The following is a 16,185-nucleotide window of genomic DNA, read 5'->3' on the forward strand; positions in this document are numbered from 1 at the left end:
CCGCCTTTGGGGGCGGCGCGGGGTATTAATCGCCGACGCAGAAATAGCCGCTGGGGCCATCAATGCAGACGCTGCTGCCACCGCGGCGCGGGAAGTCCGGATAATGGCGGCGCGGCCAATCATCCCAACGCGGACGGCGGGGCGGATGGGGCCGGTAAACCGGTGGACGATCCCAGCGGTCATCACGCCAGCCAGGGCGGCCGCCACGCTCAAGGTAGTTGGCCGAGACCCAGCCGTCGGGACCGCGCTTTTCCACAAAGCACCAGCTGCCGCGGCAGCGTTCGATGTCGACGCGCTCGCCGCGCCGAATGGTGTCGACAATGCTGTAGCCGGTGCCGGGGCCCGAACGCACATTGACGTTGCTCGTAACATAGGCGGGTGCAGCCATGGCGGCGCCGGCCGTCGCCATCAAAGTCAGGGCAGCGAGGCCACCAGCCATGAGTTTCTTGCTCAAAGCCATTTCGATCTCCTTTCCTTGCGGGGCACGCGAATGCCCGTGCCTACAGAAAGCACCATTGCTGATGAACCAGACCTGAATGGATTTGTCAGAATCCGGTCAAAGACTTAGCAGCTCAACAAAACGCTTCAGATGATCGCTGAGTTTCTTGCGATGCTTGGGCTTGAGTTCGCCAAGCAGGGCTTCTTCGAGCTGTGCCCAATGATCGGCAAGGCTGTTGCGGATGCGCACCCCGCGATCCGTCAAGGCCACGCCCGGGGCAAGCTCGGGACCGACAGTCTGGCGGATCACGAGGTCGCGCTCGATCAGGCGTTCGAGGCGGGATTGAAGGGCCTGTTCGCCGATGCCGAATTCGGCAGCCAGGGCTGCTTCAGTGGTTCCCGAGCGGCCAAGCTCGAACAGGATGGCATCGTCGCCCGGCTCCAGGCCGCGCTCAAGCAGCGGCGCCAGCAGCGATTTATGGGCAAGCTGGCCAGCCTCTATCAGCCGGTAAAGCGTGGAACTGGGGGAAGGCCTGGACATAAGCGGGAAAATAGTCCGAACTCCTTGTGCGCGTCGATTGTTGTTTCCATCCTATCGTTAATCGCGCAGTGGCCAAGACGCCTTGTTGTTCACAAGATGCCGATGAGTTATCTCATTATTAGGCTGATTTCGTGAACGGTTTACCCATGACGCAGGACCTTGCCCGCATCCGTGCTTTTGTTCAGGTGTTCGATGCCGGCGGGTTTTCCTCCGCCGCGCGCCAGCACGGGCGCTCCAAGGCGCTGCTCAGCAAATATGTGACCGATCTCGAGGATTATCTGGGTGTGCGGCTGATGAATCGCACCACCCGCAAGCTCAGCCTGACTGAAGCGGGAGAAGCCTATTATCGGGAAGCGAGCGGGCTGCTGCAGCAGCTCGATGATCTGGACGCCACCATCACCGACCAGACCGCCGAGCCGCGGGGGTTGTTGCGCGTTTCGGCACCGCGCAATTTCGGCGAGGATACGCTGGCGCCGGCCATATTTGAGTATCTTCGCAAATATCCTAAGGTCACGCTCGATCTGCGGCTGGAGGACCGCTATGTCGACCTGGTGGACGAGGGTGTGGACCTGGCCCTGCGCATCTCGACGCTGGCGGATTCTTCGCTGATTGCCCGCAAGATCGCGGATATGCATGTGATCGTGGGTGGATCGGAGGATTTGCTGAAGCGGCATGGTACGCCGCAGCACCCGGAGGATTTGCGGCATCTACCCTGCATCGTCGATGTCAATCTGCAGGGGCAATCGAACTGGCGGTTCGTGGAAGACGGCAAGACCATTTCTGTGCCGGTGAATGGGCCGGTGCGGGTCAACTCGCCGCTGGCGGCGCGCAAGGCGGCCGCCATGGGTCTCGGTTTTGTCGTATTGCCTTCCTATCTGGCGGAGCCGGCAATTGCGCGGGGAGAACTCGTGCCGGTGTTGACACAGTTCCTGCCCACGGGCCAGACGCTGCAGGCGGTCTATCCGCATCGGCGGCATCTGGCAGGCAAGGTGCGGGCGCTGATCGATCATCTGGTCGAGTGGTTCCAGAACCATCCGATCCACTAGGGGCATTGCTTGACTATGGCTCGTTTCGGGCGCCGCTTGGCGGGCGCAGCCTTTGCATTGCTGGCCGCTGCATCTCCAGCGCTGGCGCATCCGCATATCTTTATCGATGCGCAGGTAACGGTCGTGTTCGACGAGGCCGGACAGGTCGTCGGCTTGCGCAATTCCTGGACCTTCGACAAGGCGTTTTCGGTCTGGATGATCCAAGGGCTCGATACCAATGGGGATCGCGTGACGAGCCCTGAGGAGCTGCAGGAGCTGGCCGACGAGAACATGTTGGGGCTGGCCGATTTCGGATTCTATACCTTTGCCGGCTCGCAGAACGATCTGATGGATTTCACGCCGGCGGGTGACCAGCGCATGGAGTTCGCCGAGGAGCAGACGACACTCTCGTTTGCGCTCTCCGCTACCGAACCGCGTTCGGTGGATGGCGTCTTCGAGTTGGGCGTTTATGACCCCGAATATTATGTGGCCATCAGCATCGATGAGCCCGGCGATGTGGTGCTGGAGAATGCGCCGGCCGGGTGCAGTGTCTCGCTACAGCCGCCGGTGGAAATGAGCGAGGAGCTCCAGTCGCGGCTCTATGCGCTGGGGCCGGAGGTGACCGAGCTGCCGCCCGATCTGGCTGCGGCGATGCGCGGTACGCAGGGGCTGATTGCGATCCAGTGTGACGGAAGCCGCGGAGTGGCTGTACCTGCACCGGTAACGGCGCTGGACGCTGCCACCCAAGTGGCGCAAGCTCCCACCTTGCCCTTTGGCGGGCCGCCGCCCGAACCAGGGCTGAACCTGCCGCGCAGCGGGTTCTTTGGCTGGCTGCAGGAGCAGCAGCGCGGCTTTTATGGCGCCATGAACGACGCGCTGGGAGCGCTCAAGAATGACGCCACGGCATTCTGGCTCCTGGGAGGCCTGAGCTTTTTGTATGGCGTTTTTCACGCTGCGGGTCCCGGACACGGCAAAGTTGTGATTTCGTCCTATATGCTGGCCAACGAAACCCAGCTGCGTCGTGGCGTTATGCTGAGCGTGGTTTCGGCGCTGTTGCAGTCGCTGGTGGCTATCGGGTTCGTCCTTGTGGCGGCCGGCGTGCTGGGCTTGACCAGCGTTGCCATGGGAGAGGCTGCCAATTGGATCGGCATCGTCTCCTATGCCATGGTGGCTTTGCTGGGGCTTTGGCTGATAGCCCGCAAGCTCTTTGGCTGGGGGCATAGCCATCATCACGGTTCTGATCTGGCGGAAAAAGCCCATGCGCATCTGCATGAGCATGGCGATCATCATCATGGGCATGATCATCACCACCATGAGGATGATGGGCATGCCCATGTTGTGACGCCCGAGGCGACGGGCGGAAGCTGGCGCGAGCAGCTGGGAGTTGTGCTGGCGGTTGGGCTGCGGCCCTGTTCGGGGGCGCTCGTGGTGTTGGTTTTTGCCTTGTCGCAAGGGCTGCTACCGGCGGGGATCGCAGCCGTGCTGCTGATGGGCGCAGGAACCGCCATAACAGTTGCGGTTCTGGCGACGTTGGCGGTTTCGGCCAAGGGTTTGGCGCGGCGGATAGGGGGCATCGACAATCCCGCGACTGCTACCATCATGTGGTGGGTGGAAATGCTGGGTGCGGTCGCGGTGCTCATGTTCGGTGTGCTCTTGCTGATTGCGAGTTTCTAGCTGGATCACAAGCGCTAGCGTGACCCATCGCCGCCTTGCGTCGAAGCGCGATGTGGTTATGGTGCCGGAAACCTAGAACCCTTCCAAACTGGCTGATATGTCCGACCACCTGCCGCCGTCGCACCCGCAAGTTCTCAAGCCGAAGATCGGCGTCGTACTCCTCAATCTGGGTACGCCAGACGCGACCGATTACTGGAGCGTGCGGCGTTATCTCAAGGAATTCCTGAGCGATCCGCGCGTCATCGAGACGCCGAAATGGCTGTGGTGGCCGATCCTGAACCTGGTGATCCTCCAAGTGCGGCCGCAGAAAAGCGGCCACGCCTATGCCCAGATCTGGGACAAGGAACACAATGCCAGCCCCTTGCTGGTAATCACGCGCCAGCAGACAGAGGCACTGGCCGAGCGGCTGTCGGGGCACGACAACATCATGGTGGATTTTGCCATGCGCTATGGCAATCCCTCTACGCAGAGCGTGATGGAGCGCCTGCACAAGGCCGGCTGCACCAAGATCCTGCTTGTGCCGCTTTATCCGCAAAACTCGGCCACGACGACCGCAACCGCCAATGACAAGGCGTTCGACGCGCTGCGCACCATGCGTTGGCAGCCGGCCGTGCGGACGACGCCAGCCTATTTCGATGACCCGAAATATATCGAGACACTGGGCAATTCGATCCGCGACGGCGTGGCGGCGCTCGACTTTGAGCCGGACCTGGTCCTGACCAGTTACCACGGCATGCCGGTGAGCTATCTGGAGCGCGGTGATGTCTACCATTGCCAGTGCTACAAGACGACACGGCTGGTGCGGGAGTATCTCGGCTGGCCCAAGGAAAAGATGATGGTGACGTTCCAGTCGCGCTTCGGGCCAACGCAATGGCTCGAGCCCTATACCGACAAGACGTTGGAAGCGCTGCCGGGCAAGGGAATCAAGAAAGTTGCCATCCTGGCACCGGCATTTTCGGCCGATTGCATCGAAACGCTGGAAGAGATCGCCATGGGCGGGCGTGACACTTTCCTTGAGGCTGGCGGGGAGAAGTTTGCCTATATTCCGTGCCTTAATGCCTCGCCGGCGGGGATGGACATGATCGAGAACGTGGTGCGGCGGGAGCTGAGTGGCTGGATCTAAGGGCTGGTGTTTGGACCTCACTGGGAGGGGAGGTTAGCGCCAGCCGTAAGTCCTCTACGTGACCGTCATTGCCCGGCTTGTCCGGGCAATTCATTTGCCGGTGCGTGGGAGTGGATCACCCGGACAAGCCGGGTGATGACGATGGGGTGGTGAGGGCGGATAGGGCGAGTAGTGCCCGTAGACTCAAGCTCAACTCGCCTTGCCGCTGTCGATAATGGCTTGAACTTCCCGTTCCACTGTGTCGAGCAGGCGATTGATGGCTCCAACGGCCTGCTCGGAATCGCCGGCGAGGATGGCGTCGGCCAGGTCGCGGTGGATGGGGAAGGAGTCGAGGCCGAAATTGTCGGCGGCGAAAGGGGAGGAGCCGCCGCGTTCCAGGGCATGGTCCAGATTGCGCAGCAATTGGCCGTACATAGGATTGCCCGAGGCGTCATAGATGGCGCCGTGGAAGGCGTGGTCGGCTTTGCGCCAGGGGTGGCCGGCGTTGACTTCAACCAGAAGGATGTCGCAGAGGCGGCTGATTTCGCGGCGCTGCTCGTCTGTGGCGTTGCGGGTAGCCTTGCGCACGACGTCGTTTTCCAGCGTACGGCGGATTTCCATGAGGCGCAGCAACGCCTCGCCCTCGAGGCGCACCATGGTGGGCACAAGGCCGCGCGAGGTCTGAACGCGGGCTGAAAGGTAGGTGCCATCGCCGCGGCGCCGGCGGATGATGCCCAGGCCTTCCCAGCGGTTGAGCGCTTCGCGAATGGTGGAGCGGCCAACGCCCAGCGTTGCGGCAAGCGACACTTCCGGGGGGAGACGGTCGCCGATGGTCAGGCCGGAGCGCTCCACCATCTCGGCGAGCGCATCAAGCACGGCGACGCCCCGCGTGCGCGTTTCGAGCGGCTCAAGATGTTTCAGGGCGGACTGCGCTCTCACTTCGGCTTGTTCTCCGGCCGTGGTCGCGCACACACATCACAGTTCGCTGGGTTTGTCAGCCATCCTAGGATGCTTTGCGTGCGGCGCCGCCTTTCAGGCTCAGTAGTTCAGTCAATGCATCAAGCAGCAGATCCATCTGCCCCTTGCTGTTGTAGCCCTGCACGGAGAGGCGGACGATATGATGGTCCTGCCATTTAAACACAGGAATTTCGATGTTGTAGCGCTCGATCAGGTCGATCTTGAGCTGGTCTGTATCGCATGGGGGGATGGGCATGGCGACCATTTGGGGAGCGCAGAATTGCGGGGCGCTGAGGGGCTCCAGCCCAGTCAGCTCGGCCAGGCGGCGTGCGGTGTCCTGCGCCAGGGTGTGGCAATGGGCCTGGACGCTCGGCCAGTCATTGTCGCGGCGATAATCGAGAGCGGCGGGGATGGTGAGCCAAGGCGCGGGATCCCGCGTGCCCTGGACTTCCAACTCGTCGATGAAGGGGGAATTGCCAAAGGCACCTTTTGCGCCGGGCTCCTTGCTCTGCGCCGTCCAGCCATGGCTGATGACAAGAGGATTGAGAAGGCCCTGAACTTCGGGACGGGCGTGAAGAAAGGCAGAGCCCTTGGGCGCCATCATCCATTTATGACAATTGCCGGCGTAGAAATCTGCGCCTAGCGCATCGAGCTGGAGCGGGATGTGGCCCGGGGTGTGGGCGCCATCGATGACGCTCCATATGCCGCGCCTGCGCGCTTCGGCTACCGCGCGCTCGATGGGGAAGAGCAGGGCAGTTGGCGAGGTGATGTGGCTGAGGAACAGCACCTTGGTGCGCGCGGTCATGCCAGCGATGATGGTGTCGGTGAACTGCCCTTCATCGAGCAAAGGCAGGGGGATGTTGACGACGATGATCTCGGCGGCCGTGCGGCGGGCGACATAAGCCCAGGTTTTTTCCAGCGCTGAATATTCGTGGTCGGTGGTCAGGATCTGGTCGCCGGGTTTGAGCTCCAGCGACTGGGCGACGATGTTGAGACCCAGGGTCGCATTGGTGAGACCCACGACGTTTTCAGGAGCGCTGGCGAGTTCGGCTGCAAGCGCGGTGCGCGCGACGCGCATGTTCTCCGTAAGTGCACGGCCCAGGAACTCCACCGGCTGGCGCTCAAGCTCAAGCTGCCAGCGCTGATAGGCCTCGAACACCGCACGCGGGCAGGCGCCGAAAGAGCCGTGATTGAGAAAAACGACATCCTCGCGAATGAGGAACTGCCGGGCAAGATTGTCGGACACTTCAGCGGCCTTTCAGGGTCGGATCGAGGGCATCGCGCAAACCGTCTCCGAACAGGGACGTCGCCAAAACGGTGATGGCGAGGGCAAGCGTGGGGAAGACGGCGAGGTGCCAATAAAAGAACATGAAATCGATGCCTTCGCTGATCATCTGGCCCCAGGTCGCTGTGGGCGGGGGCACGCCAATGCCGAGAAAGCTCAAGCTGGCTTCGAGCATCATGGCCAGGGGAATGGCAAGGACGAAGCCGACGATAATCGGGGAGACGGAGTTGGGGATCAGGTGGCGGCGGATGATGTACCAGGGCGAAGCACCAAGCGCCTGGGCTGCGCGCACGAATTCCTTTTCGCGGAATGCCTTGATCTGGGCGCGCACAAGCAGGCAGACCTGCACCCAGCCAAAGAGGGCGGCGATCAGGACGATGGTGAAATAGCCGCCCCGCGTGAGGGCACTCAGCAGCATGGCGGCGAGCAGAGGCGGGACGACGGAAAAGAGTTCGATCACGCGCATGATGATCCAGTCCGTCTTGCCGCCGAAAAAGCCGGCCAGGGCACCGAGCGGAATGCCGATCAGGACGCTGAAGATGGCGGCAGTGAAGCCGATGGTGAGCGAAACGCGCGCGCCATAAACAATGCGGGTATAAAAATCGCGGCCCAGATTGTCGACCCCGAACCAGTGCTCGGCCGATGGGAAGGCGAGCGCTTCGGTCAGGAAGGATTGGGCTTCGGGGGAGGCCGGCGTGATCAGTGGTGCCAGGATGGCCATCAGGATCAGGATGGCGAGCACGATACCGCCGGCCATGGCAGCCTTGTTGCTGGTGAAGCGCCGCCAGGCGAACCACAGGGGATTGCGGTGGCGGTAGGCGGGGGGCTGGGTGAGATCAACGCTCATTGCTCGCCTCCGACGCGGATGCGCGGATTGATCAAGGCGTAGACGATGTCCGAGAGCAGATAGGCAATGCAGTACATGAAGGTGATCATGAGCATCAGAGCCATTTCAAGGGGATAGTCGCGCGTCTCGATGGAAGACACGAAATAGGCGCCGAGGCCCGGCACGCGGAACATGGCTTCCACAAAGATGGAGCCCGTGGCCGTGCCGATGAACATGGGCAGGAACACGGTGACCAGCGGGATCGCGGAATTGCGCAATACGTGCTGGAAGACGATGCGGCGCTCGCTCAATCCCTTGGCGCGCAGCACAGTGACAAAGGGGCGGTTGAGCGTGTCGAGCATGGCTGACCGGGTGTAGCGGGCGTAGGTCGCAAGGGGGATCAGCGCATAGGCGATGATCGGCAGGATCCAGCGCTCGGGCTTGCCCCAGCCGCTCGCCGGCAGCCAGTTCAGCCAGATGGCGAATACCAGGATCAGCAACATGGAGGTGACAAAGACCGGTACGGTCAGGCCAAGCGTTGCCAGGGTAGAGGCGAAATAGTCGATCCAGCTGTTGCGGTTGAGGGCGGCTGCCATGCCAAGGAGAATGCCGAGGGGAGCGCCGATCAGCACGCCCAACCCCCCCAGGACCAGGCTGGGCACCCAGGCGCGGGAGAGCAATTGCGTGACCGTTTCGCCGGGGCTTTGATAGGGAACACCGAAGTCGAAATGGAGCACGCCCCACATATAGCGGGTGTACTGCACCCAGAGGGGCTGATCGAGGCCAAGCTGGGCCATCATCTTGGCGCGCACGGCCTCCGACACCGGCATGTCATTGGCATCGAACGGTCCGCCGGGGATCGCATGCATCATGAAGAAGATGATGAGCGAGACGATGATGAAGGTGGCGGCGACGGAAACGAGGCGGCGGAGGATAAAGGCTAGCATTGGTTTGCTCCGCGACGCATGGCGAGTATCGTCCGGTCTTGCCACATGCTTGGTGTCATCCCGGCCTTGAGCCGGGATCCATCCTGAGATGGTTGGGCATTCAGAGCCGGAACTGACACCTTGCGCTGGTGCGACGATCTCGGGATGGGCCCCGGCTCAAGGCCAGGGTGACACCGCGGGTGGGTTAGGTGCAGTGCGCCGTCAGTGCTTGCGAAAGCGGTCATCTGCCCCCTCATGTTGTCACGATCGCTTCGACGTGGTGACCAGGAGCGATGGTGACCAATTGGGGATTGCTGTTAGGGGCTAGGCCCGTCTGGATCACGGTGAGGCGCGGGGTTTGGGAAGCGATTGCGTCTGGAGTGAGGAAGGTGCGTTCGCGTTTGTCGCGCGGGTTGGTGGCGGGGATCGCGTCAAGGAGTGCACGGGTGTAGGGGTGTTGGGGGTTGGCGAAGATCTGATCGGTCGGCGCCTGTTCAACGACGCGACCGCGATACATCACGACGACGCTGTCGGTGAGAGATTTGACGGTGGATAGGTCGTGGCTGATGAACAGCATGGAAAGGCCCATCTCGGCCTGCAATTGCTTGAGGAGCCCGATAATCTGCGCCTTGACCATGACGTCGAGGGCGGAGGTCGGCTCGTCGGCCACGAGAACAGATGGTTCAAGGATCAGGGCGCGGGCGATGGCGACGCGCTGGCGCTGCCCCCCGGACAGCTCATGTGCGTAGCGGCTGCCGAAATTGCGCGGCAGGCCAACGCGTTCCAGCCAATCCAGCGCCTTTTCGGTTTGCCCGCGGCCCGAGCCGACCCCATGGATGTGGAGCGGTTCGGCGATGATCTGGCTCAGCGTCATCATGGGATCGAGGGCGGAATAGCTGTCCTGGAAGACGATCTGCATGCGCCGGCGATAGCTCTTGAGATCGTCCGAGCCCAGGTGCGAGATGTCGGCGCCATCGACCAGGATTTGCCCGCCACTAGGTTCGGTCAAGCGCATGGCCATGAGGCCCGTGGTTGTCTTGCCCGAGCCGGATTCGCCGACAAGGCCGACGATCTGGTTGCGCGGCAAGACGATGTTGACCGGCTGCACGGCGTGAAAGTCGCTGTAGGTGGTGAAAAGCCCCTTGCGGCGCTTGATGCGAAAGGTTTTGGCCAGAGCGCGCAGTTCAAGCGCGGGTGCGATCTTTGTATCGACTTCGCGCGAGCGCTCGAAGCTCGTGTGCAGGCTCGCAAGGAGGCGCTTGGTGTAGTCGTGCTGCGGCGCATCAAAGATTTGCTGCACTGGGCCGTGTTCCATCACCTCGCCATTGAACATGACGAGGACGCGATCAACGGTTTCGGCGATCACGCCGAGGTCGTGGGTGATCATGATCAGAGCCATGCCGAACTCGACCTGCACCTTCTTGATGAGTTGCAGGATCTGCGCCTGGATGGTGACGTCGAGTGCGGTAGTGGGTTCGTCGGCAATCAGGACCTTGGGGCGGCAGGATAGGGCCATGGCGATCATGGCGCGCTGCAGCATGCCGCCGGATAGTTGGTGCGGGTAATAGCTCAGGACATCGCGCGCGTTCTTGATCTCGACGCGGCCGAGTAATTGCTCGGCCTCTGCGAGCGCTTGCTTCTTGCCGACCTTGCGGTGGGCGAGGATGGTTTCGGCTATTTGATGGCCGATGGTGAAGACCGGGTCGAACGCGGTCATCGGATCCTGGAAGATCATCGCGGCGGAGCGACCGCGCAGGCGGGCAAGATCTTCCCGGTTGGCCTTGAGAACGTCGATGTTGTCGAGCTTTAGCCTTCCGGCAGAAACATTGGCAGTGGCAGGCAGAAGGCGGAGAAGGGCGGCGCAGCTGACGGATTTTCCGGAGCCGGATTCGCCCACGATGCCGAGGCTTTCGCCTTGCTCAAGCGTAAAGCTGACCCCACGCACTGCATCGATCTGGCTGCCATATTGGCTGAAGCTGACCTTGAGATCGGCAATTTCGACGAGGGGCATGGGCAGGCCTTCTGAAAAGGCCTCCCGGGATGAGCCGGGAAGCCGAAGTTTGGAGGACGGACTACTGCTTGGTGATGTGGGTGAAGAAGTAGTGGGCCAGCCGGTCGAGCGGGGTGAAGCCGAGGGCATTGGGCTGGGAGCCTTCGCCGCCGATCTCGTCCGAAATCACGGCAATGGTCACCGGATGCACCAGCGGCACGATAAGACCTTGGTCGATCATCACCTGCTCGGCCTGGGCATAAAGCTCGACGCGCTTTTCCCAATCGCTCTCGCTGTCCGCCTGGGCGACGATCTCGTCATATTCGGGAACGAAATAGCCGTGGCGACCGCCGTTGAAGAAGATGCCGTAGAAGTTGGACGGATCCAAATAGTCGTATTCATAAGGCGCGATGAAGATGTTGTTCTTCTTGGCGCGCAGGCCATCCATCCATTCGGGTCCGGGCAGGACACGGATGTTCATGGTGATGCCCAGAACTTCCTTGAACTCGGACTGCAGGTATTGCGCCATGGCCGGCACGATGGCGCCGTTGTAGCCGCCTTCCTCGCGATACCAGATCTCGATTTCCGGGAAGCCTTCGCCATTGGGGAAGCCTGCATCGGCCATGAACTGCTTGGCTTTTTCCGGATCGAAGGTGGCCTGGGCCACAACAGACTCATTGTAGCCGGGATAGCCGGGCGGCAGGATCGAGCCGGCCGGGATGGCGATGTCCTTGAGCACGGTGGAGGTCAGCTCGTCGCGGTCCACGGCGTGGTAGAAGGCGCGGCGGACATTGACGTCGTTGAATGGGGCCGCATCGAGGTCGTAGGAGATGTAGGACGTCGCGAACACCGCGTTCTTGCGGATACCGTCGGGATAGCGCTGCGTGGCGACCGGCACCTGCCCGGTGTTGAGGAAGGAGTAATCCGCATCGCCGGCGAGGAAGGCCGGGAGGCCAACTTCGGGGGCGTTGAGCGTGGGGTCGAGCTCCAGCCGGTCAATCTGGGGCGACCAGGGGCCGGTATAGGTGTCGGATTTGGTGAAGACGACCGAGTTGTTGGATTTTTCCCAGCTCTCGATCTCGAACGGGCCGGAGGAAACGATGGAGTCAACATTGAGCGCCCAATCGTCGCCCAGTTCATCCACCTTGTGCTTGGGAACGGGATACCAAAGGCTGGTGACGGAGGGGAAATAGGGCTTTGGCGCGATCGTGGTGACCTCGATGGTCTGGTCGTCTACGGCCTTGAGGCCGAGCGTCGACACATCGGCCGTGCCTTCGGTGACTTCCTTCCAGCCCTTGATGCCGCCGGCGAAATCCCAATACCAGGCGAAGTCATAGCCTGATGTGGCGGCGCGCTGGAGGGCGAAGATGTAGTCTTCGGCAGTGAGCGGTTCCCCATCGGACCAGACGAGCCCGGAACGCAGCTTGAAGGTCCAGGTGAGCCCGTCTTCGGACTGCGACCAGGATTCTGCTGCCATCGGGGTCAGCTCGAATTCCTTGTCGAAAGTCGCGATGGGAATCTGCAGCAGTTCGGAGCCGGTGCCACGGTCATAGACTGTTTTCATGTAGTCCATGTACGTGCCCGTCGTGCTGCCGCTCGGTGCGACCACTGTTGTCTGCGCCAATACCGGCGCAGTCAGGGCCGTCGCGACGGCAAGCGCGCTGGCGATTTTCAGCAAAGCGTTCATTCAGCTCCCTCCTTGTTGCAGAGCCAGTCCTCTGACGTTCCGGAGATCATCCTCGATGTTGCCCCGGTGGTTTGCGCCGCTCCTCGACGCTGGCGGGCTCCCCTCGAAAACCGCCAATGCCATATGTCTGACAAATGCGCTTGGCCTTGGCAAGCGGGTCTGTCCGCCTAGCCAAAGCCGAGTCGCTTCCTGGATCACTCCGAGGGCAAATATTTTATCCGCAACTCCCCCGCGGCCTGTTCGTTTTGCCCAGACGAAACATCAGGAGTGCCTCATGGCCAAGGAACACCACGACAATGACAAGACTCCCGAGGAAGCGCGTGATCGCGTCTGGGAGCTCGCCAAGAAGATCGATTTTTGCATGTTCACCACCTGGGATGGCGAACGCCAGCGCAGCCGGCCGCTTTCCGCCCGCGTGTTCCGCGAAGAGCATGCCATTTATTTCCTGGTGGACGAAGATGGCGCCAAGAATTCGCAGGTGGAAAAATTCCCCTTCGTGTCGTGCGCCTGGGCCGACAATAGCGGCCACAAATATGTGGTGATTTCCGGTTCCGCCCGCGTCACCAATGATCGTGCCAAGATCAAGGAGTTGTGGAACGACTTCGACAAGGCCTGGTGGGACGACGAGAACGATCCATCCATTCGCCTCCTCACCGTTACCCCCGAGGACGCCGAGCTGTGGGACAGCCCCAACCAGCTTGTTGCCACCGCCAAGATGGCGTTTGCCGCTGTGACCGGCGCTGCGCCCGAGATGGGCGACAACGAAAAGGTCAACCTCTAGGCAGAGCTTGAACCAGTGCTGGGACTGGCGCATTGAAAGGGCAAAGCAAAGGAGCCCTCTCATGCGCCTTCCCCTCTTTATTGCCGCTGTTGCGCTAGCACTGCCTACGGCCGCCAGCGCTGCCGAACCCACTGCCCGTGTCTCGGGCAATATCGCCGTTCGCTCCGGCCCGGGCACGGAATACCGCACCATCGGTCGCCTTGAAAACGGCAGCCGCGTTTCCCTCGATTATTGCACGCGCGATGATCGCTGGTGCCTGGTATCCGGCACCGGCTGGGTCAACGCGTCCTATCTGGTCGGCTGGTCCGCCAAGATCCCGGTCACGCCGTTCCGGTTCCTGGGTTCGCCGAACTGGGACGATGATCGGCGCGACCGCTCGATCTGGTAAGGATCAGGGCGGACGCGTGACCGACTGGCAAAAACTCGATGAACCCCTTACCGGCGGCTGCCAATGCGGCGCGGTGCGCTACAAGGTCGGCGTGCAGCCGATCAATGTGCACCTTTGCCATTGCCGCATGTGCCAGAAGGCGGTGGGCGGGCCCTTTGCCGTGATTTGTCCGGTGCTCAAGACGGACTTTGTGGTGACGCGCGGGGAAATTGGGTGGTTTCACAGCTCGGCCGTGGCGCGGCGAGGCTTCTGCCGCGATTGCGGCACGCCGCTCATTTTCGACTAGCCCGATTATCCCGACATCGGTGTTTTGGCGGGTAGTTTCGACCAGCCCGATCGCGTGCCGCCCGTGGTGCAATATGGCATCGAAAGCCGGGTGCATTGGTGGCACGGGATCGAGGATTTGCCGGGCGACCAGCCGACCTATGCCGACGATCCAGAGGGCATGCTCCCGCGCATCCAGGCCAGCAATCGGCAGCATCCGGACCATGACACGTAAGACTTGGCGTCAGTAGCGAACGGGGCGCTTGGCGATGATCTCGGCGATGCGGTCGGTATCGGCGGCGGAGAGATAGCGGCCGCGCTCCAGGATTTCGAGCGTGTATTCATTGTAGGTCAGCCCCAGCGCCTCGGCGCGGCGGGCGCGCATGACGGCGATGGCGTAGGGCGCGTCGAAGGCCTTCTTCTTGGCAGCGGACCATTCGAAGTAGTTGCCGATGCCGTTGGGACCCCAGGGGCGGGGATCGTCATCAAGCGGCGGGCCACCATTGCTGAGAGGGGCGTCGGACATGGGGGGAGCATGCGCCGGTGCGGGCGGGGTGTCCAACGAAGGATTTTTATTGGGGTGATTGGGCGGGGTTATGGAGAGGTTGAAGGCCCCCACCTAGCCTCCCCCTGGGAGGGGGAGGGATTAGATAGAGTTTGCTGCGGCGTTTGAGAGCCACTGAGTTGTCCCTCCCCCTCCCAGGGGGAGGCTAGGTGGGGGTTCACTTCCCCACCTGTAATGCTACTCTCCCCTTGGAGGGTACTCATGGATGATCCGATCAGTTTCGCCCGCAAGCTGCGGCGGGAGCAGACGCCGGCCGAACGCCGGTTCTGGCGCTTGCTCGAGCCCTGGCGCGAGCGCGGCTGCCACTGGCGGCGGCAGGCGCCGATTGGGCCCTATGTAGCCGACTTCGTCTTCAAGCAGGGCAAGCTGATCGTCGAGATCGATGGCGACAGCCACTATCATGATGCGGGAATGGCGCATGACGTCCGGCGCACGGATTATCTGACTGGGCTCGGCTATCGCGTGGTGCGGTTCACCAACAGCGATGTGCTCGGGAATAGCGAAGGCGTCTACGACATCTTGCGCGGCCTACTCGGCGAGCCCGACCGCTGAACTTTCTTCACCTCCCCCTTCCAGGGGGAGGCCGGGTGGGGGTGCTTGCCTCACACGCTTGGGATTAGGCCGACCACCGCAACCCCCACCTAACCTCCCCCTGGGAGGGGAGGGATGGATCGAGGCTGTAGCCTATTCTGGTTCACCAATACCGATGGGCTCGAAAGCGGCGAGGGCGTCTATGATGTTTTGCGTGGCCTGCTCGGCGAGCCTGACAGGCTGAACCCTCTTCACCTCCCCCTCTCAGGGGGGGCCGGGTGGGGTGCTTACTAGCGTCTGTGCTAACCCGCGATGCCGATCTAACTGCTCTGGCGAGGTGAGGGGCGAATCGAGTGGGGCTTGTTACTGTTCTTCCCTTTTCTTGAGAAGGTATGTGGTAATATTCAGCGAGGTTCTTGCATCGTCCACCAACGCATGCTTGTGGAACTCTCGACAAATGACTCCACAAGTCAGGCCAATTGGTACACCGTTCCAACATGCGTATAGGTCAAAGAATAGACTCGTGGCTGTCCCGCTTAGAGTGGCGTTGGTCCCTGAGCAATCTTGTATTAGGCGTCTACTTGGTAGTGTCGACAGCGTTACCCGCGTGGGCAGTTAGTGTGATGAGCACTTTTAACCACTTCGCCCCAATGTCATGGGTCTTAGCAGGGTTTCTGGGTCTTGTTGTCGGTTCTTCTAGCTATGCGGCTGTGGCTTGGGGGTACGGCCGTTTCGTAAATTCCAAGTATAACAATCAGCTCTTAGCCAAATCTGGCTATGTCGACCCAATGTCAAAAACCTTCGAAAATAAGCGCATCTTTCTTGCCGAGTTTTGCCTTCCATCTGAGCCGCACATAGACGGGAAGGCCTTTATCAATTGTGACATTGTTGGGCCGGCTAATGTGATACTGCGTTACAACAATCAGCTAGCTGATCACAAACTTCCGATATGTGATGCGGTGCTTGTCCGCAACGACATGGAGTGCGCCCCGTTTCACCGGACAGGCGGCGATTGGGTTTAAGCACTGAGGCGCAGGAACTCTCGTGGTGAGCGGAACTTGAGCCCGGAGTGCGGGTGAACCTCACAGTAGTCCTCGATCCATCCTGGCAGCAAGGCGAGGATGGTGTCGGCGTCTGGGAGGATTGCGGTCGAAGCGTAGTCTCGCTTCAGGGTCTTTACGAAGGCCTCGGACATGCCATTGCTC

Annotated in this window: 18 protein-coding genes; 8 read left to right on the plus strand and 10 right to left on the minus strand. The window is 61.5% G+C overall.

Features of this window, described 5'->3' with window-relative positions; genetic code table 11:
* Positions 1-25: 25 nt before the first annotated feature.
* Both DDE77_RS09495 and DDE77_RS09500 read right to left on the minus strand, forming a co-directional pair.
* Positions 26-460: an SH3 domain-containing protein gene (locus DDE77_RS09495; RefSeq protein ID WP_245895149.1), complete on the minus strand. Its 435-nt coding sequence runs from the start codon at positions 458-460 to the stop codon at positions 26-28.
* Positions 461-556: 96 nt separating this feature from the next.
* Positions 557-979, minus strand: coding sequence for a hypothetical protein (locus tag DDE77_RS09500; RefSeq protein WP_108397205.1), 423 nt, complete (start codon positions 977-979; stop codon positions 557-559).
* A 131-nt stretch (positions 980-1,110) separates the two neighbouring features.
* Between DDE77_RS09500 and DDE77_RS09505 the strand changes: the two genes are divergently transcribed.
* The 3 genes from DDE77_RS09505 (at position 1,111) to hemH (ending at position 4,801) form a co-directional block, all read left to right on the plus strand.
* Positions 1,111-2,025 (plus strand): LysR family transcriptional regulator, encoded by a 915-nt coding sequence (locus tag DDE77_RS09505; protein ID WP_342748558.1) that lies wholly within the window; start codon positions 1,111-1,113, stop codon positions 2,023-2,025.
* A gap of 15 nt (positions 2,026-2,040) precedes the next feature.
* A complete protein-coding gene (locus tag DDE77_RS09510; RefSeq protein WP_108397207.1) occupies positions 2,041-3,678 on the plus strand; it encodes a HoxN/HupN/NixA family nickel/cobalt transporter in 1,638 nt (545 codons plus the stop codon).
* 97 nt (positions 3,679-3,775) lie between these two features.
* Positions 3,776-4,801 (plus strand): ferrochelatase, encoded by a 1,026-nt coding sequence (gene hemH, locus DDE77_RS09515; protein ID WP_108397208.1) that lies wholly within the window; start codon positions 3,776-3,778, stop codon positions 4,799-4,801.
* A 189-nt stretch (positions 4,802-4,990) separates the two neighbouring features.
* Here the strand turns inward: hemH and DDE77_RS09520 are convergent, their stop codons facing one another.
* The 6 genes from DDE77_RS09520 to DDE77_RS09545 form a co-directional block, all read right to left on the minus strand.
* The gene (locus tag DDE77_RS09520; protein ID WP_157959752.1) at positions 4,991-5,719 is read right to left on the minus strand and encodes a FadR/GntR family transcriptional regulator; all 729 of its coding nucleotides are present in this window, start codon (positions 5,717-5,719) and stop codon (positions 4,991-4,993) included.
* Between the two features lie 64 nt (positions 5,720-5,783).
* Positions 5,784-6,983: an aminotransferase class V-fold PLP-dependent enzyme gene (locus tag DDE77_RS09525; protein WP_108397210.1), complete on the minus strand. Its 1,200-nt coding sequence runs from the start codon at positions 6,981-6,983 to the stop codon at positions 5,784-5,786.
* A 1-nt stretch (position 6,984) separates the two neighbouring features.
* On the minus strand, positions 6,985-7,869 hold the full coding sequence (locus tag DDE77_RS09530; protein ID WP_108397211.1) for an ABC transporter permease: 885 nt from the start codon (positions 7,867-7,869) through the stop codon (positions 6,985-6,987).
* Positions 7,866-8,795, minus strand: coding sequence for an ABC transporter permease (locus tag DDE77_RS09535; protein WP_108397212.1), 930 nt, complete (start codon positions 8,793-8,795; stop codon positions 7,866-7,868). The genes DDE77_RS09530 and DDE77_RS09535 overlap by 4 nt, the downstream gene beginning before the upstream one ends.
* A gap of 232 nt (positions 8,796-9,027) precedes the next feature.
* Complete coding sequence (locus tag DDE77_RS09540) at positions 9,028-10,785, minus strand: ABC transporter ATP-binding protein (protein ID WP_108397213.1); 1,758 nt, start codon at positions 10,783-10,785, stop codon at positions 9,028-9,030.
* Positions 10,786-10,846: 61 nt separating this feature from the next.
* Positions 10,847-12,451 (minus strand): peptide ABC transporter substrate-binding protein, encoded by a 1,605-nt coding sequence (locus tag DDE77_RS09545; protein ID WP_108397214.1) that lies wholly within the window; start codon positions 12,449-12,451, stop codon positions 10,847-10,849.
* Positions 12,452-12,725: 274 nt separating this feature from the next.
* Between DDE77_RS09545 and DDE77_RS09550 the strand changes: the two genes are divergently transcribed.
* From DDE77_RS09550 to DDE77_RS20130, 4 genes are all read left to right on the plus strand, one after another.
* Positions 12,726-13,232, plus strand: a complete 507-nt coding sequence (locus DDE77_RS09550; RefSeq protein WP_108397215.1) for a pyridoxamine 5'-phosphate oxidase family protein — start codon at positions 12,726-12,728, stop codon at positions 13,230-13,232.
* A 61-nt stretch (positions 13,233-13,293) separates the two neighbouring features.
* Positions 13,294-13,620, plus strand: a complete 327-nt coding sequence (locus DDE77_RS09555; protein ID WP_108397216.1) for an SH3 domain-containing protein — start codon at positions 13,294-13,296, stop codon at positions 13,618-13,620.
* A 16-nt stretch (positions 13,621-13,636) separates the two neighbouring features.
* Positions 13,637-13,906 carry a GFA family protein gene (locus tag DDE77_RS20125; protein ID WP_342748559.1) on the plus strand — a complete coding sequence of 90 codons (270 nt, stop codon included), beginning with the start codon at positions 13,637-13,639 and terminating at the stop codon, positions 13,904-13,906.
* A 24-nt stretch (positions 13,907-13,930) separates the two neighbouring features.
* On the plus strand, positions 13,931-14,119 hold the full coding sequence (locus DDE77_RS20130; RefSeq protein ID WP_342748560.1) for a hypothetical protein: 189 nt from the start codon (positions 13,931-13,933) through the stop codon (positions 14,117-14,119).
* Between the two features lie 9 nt (positions 14,120-14,128).
* Here DDE77_RS20130 and DDE77_RS09565 read toward each other — a convergent pair whose 3' ends face one another.
* Positions 14,129-14,410, minus strand: a complete 282-nt coding sequence (locus DDE77_RS09565) for a hypothetical protein (RefSeq protein WP_108397217.1) — start codon at positions 14,408-14,410, stop codon at positions 14,129-14,131.
* A gap of 240 nt (positions 14,411-14,650) precedes the next feature.
* Between DDE77_RS09565 and DDE77_RS19865 the strand changes: the two genes are divergently transcribed.
* Complete coding sequence (locus DDE77_RS19865; protein WP_157959753.1) at positions 14,651-15,001, plus strand: endonuclease domain-containing protein; 351 nt, start codon at positions 14,651-14,653, stop codon at positions 14,999-15,001.
* Positions 15,002-15,998: 997 nt separating this feature from the next.
* On the opposite strand, the gene DDE77_RS09580 is transcribed toward DDE77_RS19865, so the two are convergent.
* The coding region (locus DDE77_RS09580) for an integrase core domain-containing protein (protein WP_157959627.1) at positions 15,999-16,185 on the minus strand (187 nt) is incomplete at its 5' end.

It is taken from the genome of Devosia submarina (assembly GCF_003056345.1).
Classification (GTDB): Bacteria; Pseudomonadota; Alphaproteobacteria; order Rhizobiales; family Devosiaceae; genus Devosia; species Devosia submarina.

Coding starts and splice junctions, on each gene's coding strand:
- DDE77_RS09545 (WP_108397214.1), bottom strand. CDS start 12,451: ATGAACGCTTTGCTGAAAATCGCCAGCGCGCTTGCCGTCGCGACGGCC.
- hemH (WP_108397208.1), top strand. CDS start 3,776: ATGTCCGACCACCTGCCGCCGTCGCACCCGCAAGTTCTCAAGCCGAAG.
- DDE77_RS09530 (WP_108397211.1), bottom strand. CDS start 7,869: ATGAGCGTTGATCTCACCCAGCCCCCCGCCTACCGCCACCGCAATCCC.
- DDE77_RS09540 (WP_108397213.1), bottom strand. CDS start 10,785: ATGCCCCTCGTCGAAATTGCCGATCTCAAGGTCAGCTTCAGCCAATAT.
- DDE77_RS09495 (WP_245895149.1), bottom strand. CDS start 460: ATGGCTTTGAGCAAGAAACTCATGGCTGGTGGCCTCGCTGCCCTGACT.
- DDE77_RS09555 (WP_108397216.1), top strand. CDS start 13,294: ATGCGCCTTCCCCTCTTTATTGCCGCTGTTGCGCTAGCACTGCCTACG.
- DDE77_RS09535 (WP_108397212.1), bottom strand. CDS start 8,795: ATGCTAGCCTTTATCCTCCGCCGCCTCGTTTCCGTCGCCGCCACCTTC.
- DDE77_RS19865 (WP_157959753.1), top strand. CDS start 14,651: ATGGATGATCCGATCAGTTTCGCCCGCAAGCTGCGGCGGGAGCAGACG.
- DDE77_RS09510 (WP_108397207.1), top strand. CDS start 2,041: ATGGCTCGTTTCGGGCGCCGCTTGGCGGGCGCAGCCTTTGCATTGCTG.
- DDE77_RS09500 (WP_108397205.1), bottom strand. CDS start 979: ATGTCCAGGCCTTCCCCCAGTTCCACGCTTTACCGGCTGATAGAGGCT.
- DDE77_RS09550 (WP_108397215.1), top strand. CDS start 12,726: ATGGCCAAGGAACACCACGACAATGACAAGACTCCCGAGGAAGCGCGT.
- DDE77_RS09565 (WP_108397217.1), bottom strand. CDS start 14,410: ATGTCCGACGCCCCTCTCAGCAATGGTGGCCCGCCGCTTGATGACGAT.